Origin of the sequence: Undibacterium sp. CCC3.4 (assembly GCF_034347425.1) — a bacterium.
GTDB lineage: Bacteria > Pseudomonadota > Gammaproteobacteria > Burkholderiales > Burkholderiaceae_D > Undibacterium.
Map to the genome: position 1 here is coordinate 387,988 of NZ_CP133779.1, position 17,999 is coordinate 405,986.

General features: G+C 52.8%; 16 protein-coding genes and 4 pseudogenes. 9 read left to right on the forward strand and 11 right to left on the reverse strand.

From position 1 onward, the window contains the following. Positions 1-121: 121 nt before the first annotated feature. A complete protein-coding gene (locus RHM61_RS01835) occupies positions 122-1,348 on the reverse strand; it encodes an MFS transporter (RefSeq protein WP_322249435.1) in 1,227 nt (408 codons plus the stop codon). Next, the gene (locus RHM61_RS01840) at positions 1,342-2,001 is read right to left on the reverse strand and encodes a cupin domain-containing protein (RefSeq protein WP_322249436.1); all 660 of its coding nucleotides are present in this window, start codon (positions 1,999-2,001) and stop codon (positions 1,342-1,344) included. Before RHM61_RS01840 ends, RHM61_RS01835 begins: the two co-directional genes overlap by 7 nt. Positions 2,002-2,080: 79 nt before the next feature. Here RHM61_RS01840 and RHM61_RS20230 point away from each other — a divergent pair, with 79 nt between their 5' ends. Beyond that, positions 2,081-2,524 carry a MarR family winged helix-turn-helix transcriptional regulator gene (locus RHM61_RS20230; protein ID WP_369124408.1) on the forward strand — a complete coding sequence of 148 codons (444 nt, stop codon included), beginning with the start codon at positions 2,081-2,083 and terminating at the stop codon, positions 2,522-2,524. A 26-nt stretch (positions 2,525-2,550) separates the two neighbouring features. Here RHM61_RS20230 and RHM61_RS01845 read toward each other — a convergent pair. After that, positions 2,551-2,736 (reverse strand): annotated as a pseudogene (locus RHM61_RS01845) (NCS2 family permease); the annotation flags it as partial. Between the two features lie 195 nt (positions 2,737-2,931). Here RHM61_RS01845 and RHM61_RS01850 point away from each other — a divergent pair. The 6 genes and pseudogenes from RHM61_RS01850 to RHM61_RS01875 form a co-directional block, all read left to right on the forward strand. After that, entirely contained in the window at positions 2,932-3,078 is a 147-nt protein-coding gene (locus tag RHM61_RS01850; protein ID WP_322249437.1) for a hypothetical protein, read from the forward strand. 47 nt (positions 3,079-3,125) lie between these two features. Next, entirely contained in the window at positions 3,126-3,485 is a 360-nt protein-coding gene (locus RHM61_RS01855; RefSeq protein ID WP_323493384.1) for a nuclear transport factor 2 family protein, read from the forward strand. A gap of 586 nt (positions 3,486-4,071) precedes the next feature. Beyond that, on the forward strand, positions 4,072-4,887 hold the full coding sequence (locus tag RHM61_RS01860) for an SDR family oxidoreductase (protein ID WP_322249438.1): 816 nt from the start codon (positions 4,072-4,074) through the stop codon (positions 4,885-4,887). Positions 4,888-5,253: 366 nt separating this feature from the next. Beyond that, positions 5,254-6,777: an IS21 family transposase gene (gene istA / locus RHM61_RS01865; RefSeq protein WP_322249439.1), complete on the forward strand. Its 1,524-nt coding sequence runs from the start codon at positions 5,254-5,256 to the stop codon at positions 6,775-6,777. 11 nt (positions 6,778-6,788) lie between these two features. Further along, positions 6,789-7,556 carry an IS21-like element helper ATPase IstB gene (istB, locus tag RHM61_RS01870; protein WP_322249440.1) on the forward strand — a complete coding sequence of 256 codons (768 nt, stop codon included), beginning with the start codon at positions 6,789-6,791 and terminating at the stop codon, positions 7,554-7,556. Positions 7,557-7,647: 91 nt separating this feature from the next. Continuing rightward, a pseudogene (locus RHM61_RS01875) lies at positions 7,648-8,076 on the forward strand (transposase); the annotation flags it as partial. On the opposite strand, the gene RHM61_RS01880 reads toward RHM61_RS01875, so the two are convergent. The 4 genes from RHM61_RS01880 to RHM61_RS01895 form a co-directional block, all read right to left on the reverse strand. Next, positions 7,970-9,025 carry an alpha/beta hydrolase gene (locus tag RHM61_RS01880; protein ID WP_322249441.1) on the reverse strand — a complete coding sequence of 352 codons (1,056 nt, stop codon included), beginning with the start codon at positions 9,023-9,025 and terminating at the stop codon, positions 7,970-7,972. The pseudogene RHM61_RS01875 and the gene RHM61_RS01880 sit on opposite strands and share 107 nt — an antisense overlap. A gap of 147 nt (positions 9,026-9,172) precedes the next feature. Then, a complete protein-coding gene (locus RHM61_RS01885; protein WP_323493393.1) occupies positions 9,173-9,607 on the reverse strand; it encodes a MarR family winged helix-turn-helix transcriptional regulator in 435 nt (144 codons plus the stop codon). After that, a complete protein-coding gene (locus tag RHM61_RS01890; protein WP_322249442.1) occupies positions 9,604-9,966 on the reverse strand; it encodes a GIY-YIG nuclease family protein in 363 nt (120 codons plus the stop codon). The genes RHM61_RS01885 and RHM61_RS01890 overlap by 4 nt, the downstream gene beginning before the upstream one ends. Positions 9,967-9,992: 26 nt before the next feature. Then, the gene (locus tag RHM61_RS01895; protein ID WP_322249443.1) at positions 9,993-10,631 is read right to left on the reverse strand and encodes a DUF2239 family protein; all 639 of its coding nucleotides are present in this window, start codon (positions 10,629-10,631) and stop codon (positions 9,993-9,995) included. A gap of 248 nt (positions 10,632-10,879) precedes the next feature. Between RHM61_RS01895 and RHM61_RS01900 the strand changes: the two are divergent. Continuing rightward, a pseudogene (locus RHM61_RS01900) lies at positions 10,880-11,044 on the forward strand (recombinase family protein); the annotation flags it as partial. A 203-nt stretch (positions 11,045-11,247) separates the two neighbouring features. Here RHM61_RS01900 and RHM61_RS01905 read toward each other — a convergent pair. Beyond that, positions 11,248-11,391 (reverse strand): annotated as a pseudogene (locus tag RHM61_RS01905) (type II toxin-antitoxin system PrlF family antitoxin); the annotation flags it as partial. 254 nt (positions 11,392-11,645) lie between these two features. Between RHM61_RS01905 and RHM61_RS01910 the strand changes: the two are divergent. Beyond that, positions 11,646-12,779, forward strand: coding sequence for an ABC transporter substrate-binding protein (locus RHM61_RS01910; protein WP_322249444.1), 1,134 nt, complete (start codon positions 11,646-11,648; stop codon positions 12,777-12,779). A 491-nt stretch (positions 12,780-13,270) separates the two neighbouring features. On the opposite strand, the gene RHM61_RS01915 is transcribed toward RHM61_RS01910, so the two are convergent. From RHM61_RS01915 to RHM61_RS01925, 3 genes are all read right to left on the reverse strand, one after another. Beyond that, positions 13,271-14,083 (reverse strand): SDR family oxidoreductase, encoded by an 813-nt coding sequence (locus tag RHM61_RS01915; protein WP_322249445.1) that lies wholly within the window; start codon positions 14,081-14,083, stop codon positions 13,271-13,273. Positions 14,084-14,177: 94 nt separating this feature from the next. Continuing rightward, positions 14,178-15,182: an SWIM zinc finger family protein gene (locus RHM61_RS01920; protein ID WP_322249446.1), complete on the reverse strand. Its 1,005-nt coding sequence runs from the start codon at positions 15,180-15,182 to the stop codon at positions 14,178-14,180. A 21-nt stretch (positions 15,183-15,203) separates the two neighbouring features. Continuing rightward, positions 15,204-17,960, reverse strand: a complete 2,757-nt coding sequence (locus tag RHM61_RS01925; protein WP_322249447.1) for a DEAD/DEAH box helicase — start codon at positions 17,958-17,960, stop codon at positions 15,204-15,206. Between the last annotated feature and the right edge of the window lie 39 nt (positions 17,961-17,999).

A 17,999-nucleotide genomic window follows, 5' to 3' on the forward strand; every position in this document is an offset into this window, starting at 1 on the left:
TGGCTAAAATAATAAAAATCAATGATTATGGCATCCTTTTAACGTTTTTTCGTGTGTTAACGATTATCGATATATGCCAAAGGTGGCAACTGCAAAGTTAGGGGTTTCTATAGGTAATTAATTATTGCGTCGCTAACGGCCAGACCCTATTAATGATAAACCCCACCATGAATAGTGTTGCACATGCTGAAATAGCAAAAAGGGAATATGCCCAGCCAGCGTACCATCCTCGATTTATTGCGACACCGGCAATGAGAGGGCCTAAAACGTTAAACATGGCCATAATTGAAGTGTTTAGCCCCATAATTGCTCCCTGCTGGCTGCGCGGCACTAAATTTGTTAGAGCCGCGGTGAGTGTAGGTCGGATTACCGATCCACCTAGACTGATTAAAATGATTGACGTCGCAAGTGTGACTAGAGTTTGCGCTGTACCGAGGATAATAAATCCCGACCCTAAAAATACAAAGCCCCAGACGCTGATCATTTTATCGTTAATAATTCTTCCGATTTTTTTTATTGCTACTAACTGAACGAATATATTGATTGCACCAGAACAAGCAAAGACGATTCCTATTTCCTTAGGACCGAAGGGCTGGCTGTGAAAGGAAAATCGTGAACTCAAGAACAGCGCGGCCTGTGAAATGTACATCGCCATAACCAGATAAAACGCCGCCAGTATTGCTAACACTTGCGGCAACCCGGCAATATCTCTGAACTTCCAAATAGAAATTTCTGCCTTTGTAACCGTAACGTTTGAGGGACGGGAAGTATTTTTGTTCAGCATCAGCCAAGTTGTAAAAAAACTCAACGCTGAAAGACAGGCAGCGCCCCAGATTGGAGCGGTTATTGAGTAACGCACCAAAACGCTGGAGAGTGATGGCCCGATCACCATTCCAACGCCAATCGCCGCACTGATAACCCCAATGGCCTGCTTCCGCGTTCGCTGCGTGCTATGATCTATTGCTAGTGCGGCAGCAACAGAAATATTTCCAGATGTAATTCCATCAATTATGCGTGCTATAAATAAGAGCCAAAGATTGTTAGCACATGCTAAAAGTATGAGGCTTAAAAATGTGCCGCATTGACTAACAAGCAGTATTGGCTTACGACCATGCTGATCGGATAACTGCCCAATCCAAGGTGCCGCGATAAATTGACTTAACGCGAATGATGCCACCAAGATACCTAATACGATGGGCGTGCATCCGAAATGAAGAGCATAGAAGGGAAGCAACGGCAATATAACTCCAGCTCCTATAGCGTCCACTGCCACAATAGCGAACAGCGGAATCATGATCTTGGAGTCGAGCTTTTCGACAATGGAAGTATCCACCTTCCAGGCTACCATGTCTTTGCATCGTCGAGGGTAATAAATCCATCTCCGTCGGTATCATACCTTTCAAAGGAATCTCGTAACATGATCGGCGCCTCGTCTTTCGAAAGCTTTCCATCCCGGTCGGCATCAAAATCAGCAAGAATTTTCTTAAAATTGTCGATCATGGCATTTCGCTCATTTCCTCCAGTTTTAATGTATTCGAAGGGATCAAGCATGTCACTAGGAGCGCCGCCAGAATGATTAGTCGGAAAAAAATCGACCATTTTCATCCGACCCGTGCCCAGCGAGACGATCGCGTGAGGAGTATTAGGTGGAACTCGGACGACACATGGTGCTTTGATTGGGAAAGTTTTACCATCGATTACGATAGCGCCTTCCCCCTCGACTAGTACGAAAATTTCTTCTACGCTATGCATGTGCGAAGGTGCACCATAACCACAGCCGACTTCAGATATCTGAACTGTAGCGTTATCCCAACCATAGTATCGACCTTCCATCTCAATGAAGTAGTCGCCGGTTTTTACGTCCCAAAAGTTGAACCCGGATTGGTTCTGCAGAACAAAAGGAAGCCCAAGGTTGTGGAAATTTCCCGGCGTCGTTTCTACAGGACGGTCTACTTGCGTAGCGGACGGGCTGGCATCCGCGTTAACGATCATTGCGTTCATAATGAAACCCTATATAATGTTGACGTATCTACACAATGCCTAAATTCTGTAGACATGTCAACATAAATTATAGGGGCATATGAAAAGTTCAGCTACAGCAGACCGGGATCTTTGGCGCAGCTTTCGCCAGACGTATGAAAAAATCAACTTCGTTATAGAACGCGAGTTGGTGCATTTAACCCAACTTTCTGGGGCAGATCACGGCATACTTTCTCGTCTTGCTGAGTCACCTGGCGCATCGTGCCGACAACAGGATTTGGCCAACTCGATGCGATGGGATAGGACGAGACTTTCCCACCACCTCCACCGAATGGAAGAAAGAGGTTTGGTTGAGCGTGAAAAGGTCACGTCAGCTGGGACGATTGTCAAGATTACAAACTATGGTGACGTGCTTCGGTTGGAGGCAGATCCTATACATGCAGCCATAGTGGCGAAGCATTTCACTTCAAAATTGTCTGCGGTACAGCGTGAAGCGTTTAGTAGGTTAAGCACAATCGTAGACAATGCAGAACAATGTCCCTAGGGAACCGCTGATTAATTACGCCTCGCGCTGCCCAGCGCGGCTGCCAGGCAGGTCGCGGCGAAGACGGCCGCTTTGGGCATGCCGGCACCGCCGAGGACGGTCGGATTGACGAAGGTGATGTAGGCCTTTGTCAGGAAAGTGGTCAGACCCGCGACCAGAGCGGTACGCACGTCGGTGAAGTGGGCATCGAGCTTGAAATATCGGTTCGGCATGGCAAACATTATGCACATGTCTCGGGCTCCGGCGTGTTGCCAGCGGTGCCAGCAACGTTTTCCCGTTATACTTGCTGATTTTCAATACTTTTATAGCCCCTCGGTTCCAACTTCCGAGTATTTTGGATGCACATTCGCGCTTACCTTTTAATGATGGCCACCGGGATTTTAGTTCCCGTCATCCTGGCTTCGGGAATGGCGCTGAACTTGCTGCAGAATGCCGAACGTGATGCCGCCCTTGGATCGCTGGGCGAAACCGCCAACAGCGTGGCCTTGCGGGTAGAGCGCGAGCTGTACAGCGCCGAGGCTGCCTTGAAGGTGCTGGCCGTATCGCCGAGCTAACTGCACAATATGCCCTTGGAGTCAACCAGGGCTGGGAGGGCGCCGCAGTGGATATCAACGCGCTTTCTGACATTTTCGCGCCCGATGCCGTTTGGCAAAGCCGGATGATGGGAGTTCGCGCCGCAGGTTTGGAGGCCATTGTCGTAGGCGTAGAAGAGGGAACCCGTGCAACCGACTTCGCGATGCACAGCTATACCAATCCCGTGATCCAGATCGATGGCGAAAGAGCGCATGCGCGTTGGCTACTATTCATCGCAAGCCGTCGTCATGCCGGGCCGCCCAATATGGTCTATCTAGAAGACGTTATCGGTTATGTGCGAACCGAGTCAGGCTGGCGTATCCAGTCAGTAGAACGTCGTTTCGGAATGGAACTGGTAGAAGACGCATCCTCGCATCGTAATGGCTGATGTTGCTGAAATCCTGTTTCAGAACCCCGCTTTGGCGGGGTTTTTGTTAATGCCCCAGACATGGCCCGCAGTGCTGCCAGACAGGGTGAAATGGTCAACGTCATCCACATAGGCCTGAACCAGATGGTGAGCTCCGAACCATTAGGATTCGGTCTTTTCAGCGAAGCACAAACGGACTCCTAACGCAATAGAAGGGTTCCAAGCACTAATCCATGAAAATTTCAGAACAGACTTGAAACCGAATATTGGTGCATTTTTTTCAAAGAAAATATCTTTTCGCGGACCCACAGTTACTAACTATAAATTTTCGCTGTTTTTAGTTACGAATATGCGCGAAAAACACTGTTGGTTTGCAATCTCATACGAAAACCTTCTAATCTTGGTTGCCCGATAGCAGTTTCTAAAAAATCCGTAGATTAGGGATTTGAACCCCGATCAGCAGTCCAAAATCTTCGCACGTGTGATTGGCGGACCAAATATGACGCGATATGTATGTGGATTGGCATCATTTGCCAGTTATCAGATATAAATAGTATTCTAAAATTCAGTTCGCCGTTAACACGCGGTTTTTTTGGAGAAGACTGAGATGAACAAAACCATTTTGATTACCGGTGCGAGCAGTGGCATTGGTAAAGCGACCGCTAAACATTTTTGTGCCCAAGGCTGGAACGTCGTCGCGACCATGCGCAATCCTGATCGGGAGAAGGAACTTAGTGCCCTCGAGAACACACTTGTCACGCGCCTTGACGTACTCGACAAGGAGTCAATCGATCAAGCGATGACCCGCGGTATCGAACGCTTTGGACGGATCGATGCATTGTTGAACAATGCCGGGTACGGTGCCTACGGGCCGCTCGAAGCGTTCGACATGGACAGAATTCGGCGTCAGTTCGACACCAATGTCATTGGTCTTCTTGCGGTTACCAAAGCGGTACTGCCTCACATGCGTAGTCACCGATCGGGCACGATTGTCAACATTTCGTCCATCGGTGGCAAGATGGCATTTCCATTGGGCGCGCTTTACCACGGTACAAAATTCGCCGTCGAAGGGCTGTCTGAAGCCCTCTACTACGAACTCGAAGCCATCGGTGTCAAAATGAAAATTGTTGAACCAGGCTTGATTCATACCGATTTTGGCGGTCGTTCCTTCGACTTCCGCAATGACGAGTCGATTGTTGAATATCAGCCTACGGTGCAACATCTGTTTTCCGCGTTTGGCTTCATGGCCCGGCAGGCATCGGCACCAGAGCTCGTGGCTGATGTGATCTTTGGCGCAGTAACCGACGGAACGAAGCAGCTTCGTTACACCGCTGGTGAGGACGCGCGGCAGTTTATCGCGAATCGCAAGTCTCAGGACGACGACACTTTCATCGGTGGGCTCAAGGCGCAGATGGGGCTCTGATAGGTGAAATACGCCACTGAGTTTCTCGTCCAGCCTGGCTGGAAACTAATGATTGCCGATATGGGGCTCAATCTAGCCGAGGTCCTTCGACGCGCCGATTTGCCGGGGAATTTATTTGCCCGTAAGGATTCCTGGGTATTCCGGAGGAACGTGACCAGTGATTCCGGCATCGTGACCAGTCATTCCATTTTAACGTGACCGCCCATTCCGGGCGAACGTGACCGATTTCATGCCTTTTGCGGAATCAGCGGTCACGATACCGGAATCAACGGTCACGATGCCGGAATGGCGTTGTACTGCCCAATAATAGTGTTACGCATTTTGCAATCTACCGGGTACGCTTCTAGCCTTTTGACTGGAGAAAGTGTGCCCGCACCAAGGATCAATATGCGTAAAATCAAGGATGTATTACGGCTTAAGCTTGACGCCAAACTGTCGCACCAACAGATCGCCGATGCGTTGGGGCTATCCAAGGGTGTCGTTACCAAGTACGTAGGCCTAGCTGCTGCCGCCGCTCTGGACTGGGCCGCAGTACAGAGCCTCGATGAGGCCGCGCTGGAGCGACGCCTGTTGGTTGGCTCCCAAAAAACACGCGATTATGTACAACCCGATTACGGTCGCATACACCACGAGTTGCGGCGCAAAGGCATGACATTAATGCTGCTCTGGGAGGAACACCGCGCCGACTATGCGGACCAGCAGACCTATGCCTACTCACAATTTTGCGATAACTACCGGCGCTTCGCAAAGCAACTTAAACGCTCAATGCGCCAAGTCCACCGTGCTGGCGAGAAGCTGTTTATCGATTATGCTGGCCCCACCATCGCTCTCACCGATGGTGGCCGAGCGCACATCTTCGTGGCCTCGATGGGAGCCTCCAGCTACACCTACGCATGTGCCACACCGCATGAAACAATGGCCGACTGGCTCGAATCGACGGCGCGTGCGCTGGCATTTTATGGTGGCGTCACTCAGCTCATCGTGCCGGATAATCCGAAGGCAATGATCGCCGACGCCAACCGCTACGAACCGCGCAGCAACGACACTGTGCTCGACTTTGCGCGTCACTATGGCACCTCCATTTTACCGGCACGCCCTTACCATCCGCAGGACAAGGCCAAGGCAGAATCAGCGGTGCAAATCGTCGAACGCTGGATCATGGCCCGTCTGCGCCACCAGCAGTTTAGTAGTGTGCACGAGGTCAATCAGGCGATGATGCCCTTGCTGACACAGCTTAACGATAAGCCATTCCAGAAGCTCCCTGGTAGCCGCGCCAGCACCTTCGCCGAGATTGATGCGCCAGCCTTGCTGTCGTTGCCGCTACAACGCTACGAAATGGCCCACTTCAAAACTGTCAAGGTTCATATTGACTACCACGTCGAAGTCGAGCGCCATCGCTATAGTGTGCCGCAAACTCTAGTGGGTCAGGAACTCGAAGCGCGCATCACCACAACTGCGGTGGAGTTACTGCATCGCGGCCAACGTGTCGCCAGTCACATTCGTAACGCCCGTGTCGGGGGCTTTACCACCATTGCCACACACATGCCAGCGGCGCACCGTGCCCAGATGGAGTGGACGCCGCAGCGCTTGATCCACTGGGGCGAGAGCATTGGTCCTGCGTGCGCCGAGGCGGTCACGCGTTTGATGGCAGAAAACCGACATCCTGAGCATGGCTACCGCGCTTGTCTGGGTCTGCTGTCGCTGGCCAAGCGTTACGGTAAGGGACGACTTGAGGCGGCTTGCATGCTGGCCCTGCAGATCGGCGCGTGCCAGTATCGCCACGTGAATGACATTCTGAAGAACAACCGCGACCAGAGTGTTCCAGTGGCTGCCGATGAATGGATTAGCCCAGAGCATGCCCACTTGCGTGGCCCTGGTTACTATCAATAAGGAATAAGACGATGATGATGCACACCACACTGGCGCAACTGCGCACCTTGAAACTGGACGGCCTGGCGGCAGGCCTTGAAGAACAAATGGCACAGCCCGGCGTGACCGCCTTGAGCTTCGAGGAACGCATCGCGCTACTGATTGATCGCGAAGTCCATGCTCGCAATGACCGCAAGTTGTTGCGCCTGCTAAAAAATGCGCATTTAAAATATGGGCAGGCGGCGATTGAGGATATTGACGTTCGCGCTGGTCGCGGAATTGACCGGCGCGAGGTAATGAGTCTGGCTTTGGGCGACTGGGTCAGCGCCGGGCACAGTGTATTGGTGACGGGGCCAACGGGGGCTGGAAAATCATGGCTGGCGTGCGCACTGGCGCAATACGCATGCCGGCGGGGTTACTCAGCAATTTACCAACGCGTCCCGCGCTTGCAGGAAGAACTACGCATCCGGCACGGCAGTGGCGTCTTCGGCAAATGGTTACTGCAGTTGGCAAAAACCGACGTATTGGTGCTTGATGACTGGGGGATGGGTAGCATCGATGGCATGACACGTTCGGACTTGCTTGAGATTATTGATGACCGAGCGGGCCACAAGGCCACTATCATCACCAGCCAATTGCCAGTCGAGCACTGGCATGCGTGGATCGGTGACGCCACCATTGCCGATGCCATTCTGGACCGCATCATGCAGCGCAACCACCGTTTTACGCTGACCGGCGATTCGCTGCGCACGGAGCGCCCTAAAATCATCAAAAAGGAGAAAAACATCGACCTATCGTGACCGTAGAGGTTAAAATTTGACCGCGTAACGCCATCTTATGCGCAGCGGTCACGTTCACCAGAATGAGCGGTCACGTTCGCCGGAATACCCAGTTGACTGGTACAGCCGGAAGCTGCTGTCTTGGCGGTTGTCGAACACGATGGATGCGGGGTTTTGCGTGGACTGCTTGGAAGAAGCCATAAAATGGCATGGAACGCCGGAGATTTTTAATACCGATCAGGGTGCGCAGTTTACCAGCCAGGCCTTTACTGGGCTGCTGCTTAGAAACGGCATCAAAATCAGTATGGACGGTTGCGGTCGGGCGCTGGATAATATTTTTGTTGAGCGCTTATGGCGCAGTGTGAAATATGAAGAAGTGTATTTGAAAAAGCATGAAAGTATGCCGGAATTGGTGATCGGCTTGGCGAACTATTTTATGTTCTACAACGCTGAGCGTAAACATCAATCATTGGGTTATCAAACACCGGAAACGGTGTATAGCTCAGGCGTGGGCGGTGGTGCCAAGATCGTGAATAAATTTGGTGCTGAACTGCCTGATTCAAAAATGCAGGAAAAGAAAAGCACGGTAGTGATGTAGTGCGAATAACGGGGCAGCGCCGTGCAGCTGTGGCAGAAACAGGCACTATCTTAAACTCTTTGAATAATTGTCTGGACTTAGGGGGCAACTTTAGTTCTGCCCCTTTAATATGGGCCGCCGTGTCCTTCCCAGCTTCTGGGGGAACCAGTGGATCGTCTGACCCATGCAACACAAGCGTTGGAGCACTTATGTTGGCTAGCCGTGATCTTAAGTCACCGGTTGCTGCGATGGCCGCGATGTGCCGCCAAAACCCGCTTGGGTTGTATGCACGTTTGACTTCGGCCAAGGCTTGCTCACGTTGTGCGGATTCCTCAAACGGATAGCCTCGCCCGGCAATCAATTGAGAAAAGGCAACGCAATGTGCGAGGTAGGCCTGTTCATCTTTCAACGGATGTGGCGCGGGCGATGTCATCGCCGCCATCACTGCAGGGCTGGCCTGCGGTAGATCACGATTGCCAGTACTCGACATCATGGAAACCAGAGATAAAACGCGTTCAGCATGCTCGCTGGCCAACAGTTGTGCAATCATGCCGCCCATTGATCTCCCAACCACGTGCGCTCGTTTGATCATCAACGAATTGAGAAGTTCTACAGCGTCGTTCGCCATATCGAACAGCGTATAAGGCATATTGGGCGTTTCGCCGCGAGAGATTGCATCGGCAATTGCAGCCAGATTTGGCATCGACGCGCTATGGAAGTGGGTTGAAAGGCCAGCGTCGCGATTGTCAAAGCGGATCACGCGGTAGCCTTGATTGGCCAGTAGCTGGCAAAACGATTCGCTCCAACGAATCATCTGCGTACCCAGACCGGAAATCAGCAGAACAGCTTCCGCCTCGTGATTACCAAAACAATCGTATTCAATTTCAATTCCGTTCGCTTTAATCTTGGGCATGATGTGTGGCAATTAAATGTTTTTGTGTTGCGCGCCTTTTGGGAGCGCTCCGGTATCTCGTTTGGTCGGCGTCACTACAGCACCACGGTTGCACCACCAGACTGTGCAAGTAGCCCCGTACCCAGCAAATCATCGCGATAGCCTTGCTCATGAGATTGCTAAGTTTGGAGTGTGTGCAAGCGTTACCAGTGCTGCGGAAACCATCTCAAGCGCTGCGGGGGCGATTGATGCAACGGCTTCGGTGCAAATGCTATCGGCAGTCTCGCGTGCGGCGCTTACCAGCGCACGCCCGGCTGGGCGAAGCACGGCCTGACGAAATCCATTCGCACCGTCGCGCACCACGAGGCCGATCTTCTCGAGCACGATCAACTGACGCAGCACAGCCGATTGAGGCTGCCCCATCGGACGCACGAGTGCCGGAATGCTTACCCGACCACCGTCCGCTTGCGCAAGCAAATTCAGCAGCGCAAAGTCGTTGAAACTGATGCCATGGTAAATGCCCAACTCGTCGTCAAGCTTGAGTTGCAGGCTGGCGTGGGCACTGTGTAGCGCCAAACAGAAGCCGAGATTCGTGTGCATCAAGGTTGACTCCTCGGTTCGTGGTAGCCGAGTTCGCCGACACAAGGGATTTCCTGGCACCACAGGCTAACCAGCATTTCCAATTCTTGTGCGGCATTGAACGCTGGATCTTCGCCTGGTTTGACCATGTCGATTACTTCGAAGATAAAATTGGTCTCGCCATACGCGAGCCAGTCCTGCGCAAGCCTCGCATTGCGATGCAGTCCATGCTGCAGCTCAAAACGATGCCGGTTGAGTGTGCCCTGAACGTTCGTACTTCCGGCAACCAACGCTCGACCCGTGATCTGGTTACGGATAGCATATACGCCGGCTCGGGTTTTCGTCTCCAGATACTGTCGTTTCAGGGTTTTTCTGTTTGTCATCATCAATCCTTGGTGTTCCAAATGAGTCACGGTGCAAGCGATGGCACTTCTGTCAGCGGCAGTTGATCAGCCAGGTACCTGAGGTAATCGCGAACGTCGACCGGCCAAGCTTCGGTTTGTTGGCGAAACTTGGCCGCATCGTTTGCGAACAGCGCACGCGAGGCCTCTTCAAAGCCAGCCATATCACCTGCGATGGCTGACATGAAGTGGTAAGCACGTTCATTCGCCCGGCGCTGCCGGTCTCGGTCCCCGTTGGCCCGGCGTGCCTCATCAACCAGTTTCCGCAAAGTCACCGATGCACCGCCTGGCTGTGCAGCCAACCAATCCCAGTGGCGCGGCAGCAGCGTGACTTCTCGCGCGACAACCCCAAGCTTTGGTCGACCACGGCCACGTGGCTCACCCGGTTCCTCGGAATTGATTAGTGCCGATTCGTTTCCTTGAAGCTGACAGCCCTCTGGAGGCAGACGTGCCAACATATCGGCATCGCTTCCTCGAATGTCAATTTCGACCACTTGGCCAGTCTGGTCGCAGAATGTCAGCAGTGGACTGGATGCGTCAGACGCCAGAGCGTGTTTCACAGCCAATGCATTGACCGTCAAGCTGCCATAGGCGATGCGCTGGTGGCCATTGAAGCTGGTATAGGAAGGTGTAGCGGTATCAATCATGGGAATATTTAGCTTGAATTGGATCAGTAATAATACCCGGGTTAAATTACCGTGTCAATAATACCCGGGTTAAATTTGAGGCATGCTGCTTCTGTGACTGACGCATCGGCACTGCCATGATTCCCCTCGGTTGCCCGACCAGCGCGTTCATACGAACCCCTATCAACTAAGGAGTTCCAAATCACCACTTCAGTGCCATGGTCAGGGCCACTGTTTTTTGGCTTGAAGACCAACAGCGAGGAGGCAGCATGAACACGAGTAGGCAAATTACATCGCCCAAACCGCGTAAACGGTGCGCTGTGTACTGCCGAGTATTAAGTGACGAGCGGCTGGAACAGGAATTCAAGTCCATCGATGCCCAAAAAAAGCCTGGCCAATCGTATGTTGCCGGCCAACGAACTAAAGCTTGGATAAATGCCGTATACCTCGTCGTTCCTGCATGCCGCAGCCTCGTCATTCCCGCATGCTTTTGGCGGGAACCCAGTGTCGTTTTCAGCACTGAAAACACCATCATTTCTGGCATTTTCAGTTAACCACGAACGCCGCTGGATTCCTGCCAAAAGCGCGCAGGAATGGGCAATCGCTGCCAGTCGCTTGGTGGCATTTTTCTTGGTGAGGAGAGCACGACTTCGCCGCTAGGACGGATAGGGTAGTGAATCTTGTCCCGCTTGCTCAGCCTCAAGGCACGGCGAACTATTTCCGGCACCCTGGTCTGGTAACGGTCGGTTAGAGTGGATTCAACTTCAAAGATGGCAGCCATAGCGCACTCCGATTAAAAGGATGTACAGCACATGGTGATGGCATTACCCAAAAGGCAAATTTCTGCACAAAGAGCTAGTGTGGATGTCCACATCAGTGAAACTCCTCACTCTGTGGCATCAAGTTTAGTGAGATATTCCATTCACCAAATTTTACGTAGAAATACCGGTAACGACGAAGTGCAACTGAAGGTGTATCACGGTTGGTGGGAAGCACTGGCTTTGTCGAATAAAATAAAATGACAGGAGACAAGCTGTGAAAAAAAATATCTTGCTGATCGGCGCTATGCTGGCCGTCTTGGCTGCGTCCGCTTTGGCATCGGCGGAAGAGGGCATTAGCGATAAGTTGATCCTGATCGGGCAAACGGTCGGTTTAACCGGTACCGTCGCTGGACCGGTGCAGGAAATGAATGCGGGGGCCAACGCGTATTTTAACTTGGTCAATAAAAAGGGCGGTGTGTTCGGTCGCAAAATAGAATTGCTGACAATGGACGATCAGTTCGACCCAGCCTTAGCGGCAGCCAATGCAGAAAATTTAATCAGAAAACGGCATGTATTCGCACTGTTCCAAGGACGGGGAACACCGCATACCCTGGCGATTTTGCCGCTTCTGGCGACTTACAAAGTACCACTCATCGCGCCGAGCACCGGCGCGTTGGCACTGCGGCAACCGGTCAACCATTGGGTTTTCCATATCCGCGCCGATTACAAGGATGAAGTGAGCAAGATCATCGAACAATTTACCACCATCGGCATCAAGGCTATCGGCATTGTGCATGTGGATGACAGCTTTGGTCAGGATGGCCTGGCCGGATTCAATCAGGCACTTGCTTTACATAAATTGACACCGGCCGTGGTGGCGCAATTTTCCCGGGCGAAGCCGGACTATGCTGCTGCGGTCAACACGATCATGCAAGCCAATCCACAAGGTTTAATTATTGTGAGCTCTTCCAATCAAACGATTGAGCTGATCAAAGCCTTGCGTGCCGCCGGTAGTCGCACTCAAATCATGACGCTCTCGAACAACTCATCAGAGTCATTTATTCGGGATTTGGGCGTCGCGAGCAAAGGTGTCATCATTTCTCAAGTGATGCCTTCACCCAATTTGGTGACGACCGGACTTGGTGATGAATTCATGAAAGTGGCCAAAGCAAGTGGCACCACAGTTTCGTATGCGGCAATGGAGGGCTACGTCAATGCCAAGGTTTTGGTGGAGGGCTTACGGCGCGCCGGCCCGAATCCAACTCGCGAAGGCTTGGTAACGGCCCTGGAATCGATCAAGCATCTTGATCTCGGTGGCATCGTCATCACTTACGATGAAAAAGATCATAGTGCAAATAAATTTGTTGAGCTGACCATTATTGGACAAGGTGGGCGGTTTATTAAATAAAACAACTTAATGGATCGTCGCAAGCGACGATGGAAAAGACTCTGGAAGGGGTTTGCATCCCCTCCCATCGCGTCGCTCCTTCGTCGCTCACCGGCCAAAAGAGGCTGTCGCAAAAGGGTATTGAGTCGGTATCATTACCCTAACTGGTGGCCACGTCATTCCTGCGAGCTTTTGGCAGGAACCCAGCGGCGTTCGTGGTTAACTGAAAATGCCAGAAATTGTGGCATTTTCAGTGTAAAAAACGACGCTGGGTTCCCGCCAAAAGCATGCGGGAATGACGAGGTATGCGGTGTTTCAGGTTTAAAAAACGTCCATCAGGCTTTTGCGACAGCCTCTGAAGGCCGGGGTTTCAAACCCTAGTCAGATTTTTGATGATCGTGGGAAAAAGACATAAAACGGCAAGTAGCGTCCACCACGAGCGGCACCGATGACATCCGCCATAGCCTGCCATCGGCGCTCCCTGCTTGCCGTATATCGGTAAAAATCCCGGCTCAACTTGGTAAAAACTTCTTCCTGATGCTGGCACGAAAAGGATCAATTCCCATCTCGAGTCGACTGGCGTAGTTTGCCTGGGCATCTTCACCGGCCACGAAGGTAACACGATCGCTGGTGTCATTGACAGCATCCCACACCACTTGCGCGATTTGTTCCGGCGTGGAGCCGCTGACTGAATCATTTGTCGAGGTAAACCCGGCCATGGTTTTGTTGATTGCCTCCATGTATGCGGGATGCGGGGTAAACACCAGCGAGCGGCCGGCGAAATCGCTGGAGATGCGTCCTGGTGCGATGGTTCGTACGCGGATGCCAAACGGCGCCAGCTCGAACGCCAGACTCTCGTTCCACCCTTCCAAGCCCCATTTTGTCGCGTGGTAGACGGCATTAAACGGGAAAGTCAGCAACCCACCGATTGAGGTGGTGGTGATAATCGTGCCGCTACGCTGCTCGCGCATGGCCGGTAAGAATGCCTGCGTGACGCGCATCGGCCCTAACAGGTTGGTATCGATCTCATCGACCAGTTGTTCATCGCTGGCCGCTTCAAATGCGCCGGCCAGCCCATATCCGGCATTATTGAACAGTACATCGATCGGCCCTGCCGCCAGCGCTGCCGCCGCTGCTGCCTTGATCTGGTCGATGTTTGTCACGTCCAGCGCTGACAACGTGATGCCTGGAACTTGCCCAAGTTCAAGCTCTTTCTGCGGCGTGCGCATGGTCGCGATGACTTTCCATCCCTTGCTGGCAAATAATAAGGCCGTGGCGCGCCCCAGCCCGGCAGAAGCGCCTGTAATGAAAATAGTTTTGCTCATTGGAAAACTCCTGACTGAATAAGAATTTATTTAATACCCACCATAGAACCTGAAATGGTGAATTCTTAATCAGACCGCCATCACTACCAAGAGTTCAGGACAGCACCCGCGTCAGTCCTGTCGCGCGGCGATATTGTTCGATGTACGGCTCAGTTTTTTTCGTCACCCCATATACCCCGCGCTGTTCGGTCCGCAGTAAGACACCGGATTCGAGCCAGCGATACCGGATGTGTGGCGCGATGCCGCGCGCCTCAAGTTGTTTGGCTGTAATCGTTTTGGCGCGCACCGCACCAGCTGCGCCAGTTTTCTTTGCGGGCGGTTTCTGGCTTGAACCAGACGCAGCTTGCGATGGCGTAGGTGCAGCCGCAGTCGTGAGCGGCGATGGCTCCAGATCAATCCCAAACAAAGCCGACAAATCTGCACTGTCCAGGCTCTGCTTTCCGCCAGGCATGCTCGTCGACAGCGCGGATAAACTACCGGCTTGCTGGATCAACTCACTCGGGTCAACATGACGCAAACGAAACAATAGTTCCGGCTGGCTATCGAAGCGAGTGCCGACGCCATACAACACCGCCGCGATATGTTTGCACATCGACGCCGAGTCGGGACAACTGCAGCGTAAGCTGATCTGCTTGGGTGCCGGGAACAGGCCGCTCTGGGGACGGCTAACCAACTCCATGACCTCTTCCGATATGCGGCCCTGCAATAGTTCCAGCAAGGACGCCAGCTTGCCTGCGCATTGTTCAAGCACCGCTTTCCAGCGCGTTTTCTCAAGCGGCTGGACGCTGATGCTGACTTCATACACATGCGCACCGGAAACGAGCGCGCTGATTTTTCCTTCCACAATCTGCAGGTCGAGCACCGAACCGTTGCGGACATAGCTACGTCCGCGCGGCAAACGATTCGCATAATCGCTATATGCTTCCAAGTTCTCGCACCATTTTTTACCCCAAAAGCTGCGAGCGATGGCGCGCCCCTCCACCACCACTGGCTGACAGTTGCGCCCTTTTTTTCTCAACGATGCCAGCACGCGCTCGGCCTGACGCCGTCTTTCTGCAACCGAGATATAAGGCCCCCAAGCGCCATAACGCTGTCCCATCTTCGCTCCTTTATCGATTTTTTAGTCGTCCATCGCACTCTTGATATCCAAGGCGACCAGACGCAGCAATTCCTCATTGCTGATTTCGGTAAGCAACATTTCTCCCCCGCCCTCAAGCAGCTCTTTCGATAAGCCTGACTTGGCTTCGATCAGTGCATCAATTTTTTCTTCCACTGTGCCGCGACAAATAAATTTATGCACCAGCACATTTTTTTTCTGGCCAATCCGGTAAGCTCGGTCAGTCGCTTGATTTTCGACCGCCGGATTCCACCAGCGATCGAAATGAATCACGTGGGACGCCGCCGTCAGATTCAGTCCGGTACCGCCAGCCTTGATCGAGAGCACGAAAAACGGCGGTCCCAATTCTTGCTGAAACTTTTCTACCAATGATTTGCGCGACTTAACGGGCGTCGCGCCGTGCAGCACCAATCCAGCTTGTCCAAACACATTCTGCAAGAACTCGGCCAAGGGTCCGGTCATTTCCTGAAATTGGGTAAATATTATAAGTTTTTCCTGACGCCCAGCAATCTGTTCGGCAATCTCGCGCAAGCGCGCAAACTTACCGCTGTCTGCCGCTGCATAAGTAGCATCGCCCAGCCATTGCGATGGATGGTTGCAAATTTGTTTCAAGCGCATCAGGAAAGCCAGCACGATACCGCGTCGGGCAATGCCGTTGACATGTGTAATTTGACTGGCGAGCGCATCTACCGCATCTTGATATAAGCTCAACTGCAATTTTGAAAGAGCGCAGTAGGCTTTGACTTCGGTCTTATCAGGCAAATCGGCAATGATGCGCTTGTCACTTTTCAAGCGTCGTAAAATATAGGGCTGAACGAGCTTACGTAAGGGCGCATAGTTTGGCGCATGATCACCCTCATTTTGTTCCAGCCGACGCACAAAACGCGCAAAGGCTTTGTCAGTCCCCAACAGACCGGGACAAATAAAATCAAACAGCGACCATAAATCGCCTATGCGGTTTTCCACCGGTGTGCCGGTGAGAGCGAAGCGCACCCGGCTGTTTAAGGCTTTTACCGTCAGCGTCTGTCTGGCTGCAGGGTTTTTGATCGCCTGCGCTTCATCGAGCACGACCACAGCCCAAGGTGTTTCGATTAGCCATGCCAGACGAATCAGCGTACCGTAGCTGGTAATGACGACATCGACCGAAGTCAGTTGCTCTGCGCCCAGCGTCGTGAGGGTTTTGCTTGGTATTGCCGACGGATGCGCAATGAAGATGCGCAAGCTGGGTGCGAAGCGATCAAGTTCAGATTGCCAGTTGGCAATCAGCGAGGCCGGCACGACCAATAAATGCGGGCCGGGATCGCCTCCTTGCTTGGCTAGAAGCAAAAGGGAAATCACTTGTATGGTTTTACCGAGCCCCATATCGTCGGCCAAGCAACCGCCCAGACCCAGGCAATTTAACCACCATAGCCAACGCATACCGTCTTGCTGGTAGGATCGTAGTTGCGCCTTCAGATCGGTGCCGGGATGCGCCTCACCGCGCGGATGACGCAAGCCGTCGAGCACGTCGCCCAACCACTCCCCGGCAACAACGTCAGACCATGCCGCCGTTGATGCTGCTAAGCCGGCTTGGGCATCGCCAGCCACTGCAGCACCGGCCAAGAGTCGCATGCCCTCAAGAAAAGAAACGCCTTGCCCTCCATGGTCCACACTAGCTTGCACTTTTTTCCAATGTGCCAGCACGCTATCGAGTTGCGCCAAGTCTAGCTCGACCCAGTGCCCTTTCATACGCACAAGGCCGGAGCCTGCGGCTCGTAATTGCTGCCATTCTTGGCTTGAGATTTCTTCTCCATCTAGCGATAAAGCAATATCGAAGTCCATCATGGCATCCAGCCCCAAGCCGACCGCGCGCTGTCCGATACTGACCTTCACTTGCGCACGTGGAGGATTGCGCGGCTTCCACCAATCGGGGATGCGCGCCACGATGCCGTGGGCCTCAAAGAGTGGAATATTTTGTAAAAATTGATGGGCGTCGTGCGGTGTCCATGCGATCGGATGAAATATCGCGCCGGAATCGACCAAGGATTTCAACCATGGGCTGGCTTCCGAAGCCCTATGCACCGGCGTCAACAAGCGCAACAGCGCATCGCGATTTTCGTTGCCGGCATATTCTTGCAGTGCGCGCCCGAGCGGCAAATGCCGGATTTGCGCTTGTTGTGACACCCCCGTCGCATAGGTGGCAAGAAAAGCGAACGGCATGTCTTCACTGTTCTTATTTTCAGCAAGGTGAAAACATACCCTGCCGACGATGTTCCAACTTGTGTGCTTTTGGCTCAGCCATTGCTGGACGTTGCCATGCTCGGCAGCAATTTCATCCCTTGCCACGCCATGTAATTTCGCCCAGAACAGCGCCAGACGGTCGAGATCCAAGTATTCGGCCCCCAGCATGGGTGGCATGCCGGATAGCAGCTGTTCAAATTCAGGAGACGGTACGGCCAACTCCACGCTCGCCCATTGCTCAGTCAAATCGGGAACCAGGCACAGCCGCGTCATAAACAGATGCGCAAATTCACGCCAGAAGGCAAGCGACGGCGGCAAGGGACTCGTTAATTCGCTTGCTCCCAAGTGCAACAAACCGCTAGCGCCGCTGCGTTCAAACGCTTGATGAATTCGGGTCATGGCGACCGGGGAAAGAAGTGCGGTGTCAGTCGCCAGCACTTCCAGATACAGGCGTCCCGTCGCCGAGATGCCAAGCTCTAGCCTCGCTCGAGCAAAGTTTTGCGGCGGTGGCGACTGCATATCAATCTCAAATTGCGGCATCGGCGGCTTCCCTGTTGACGGGTGTGTGAGGGTAGAATC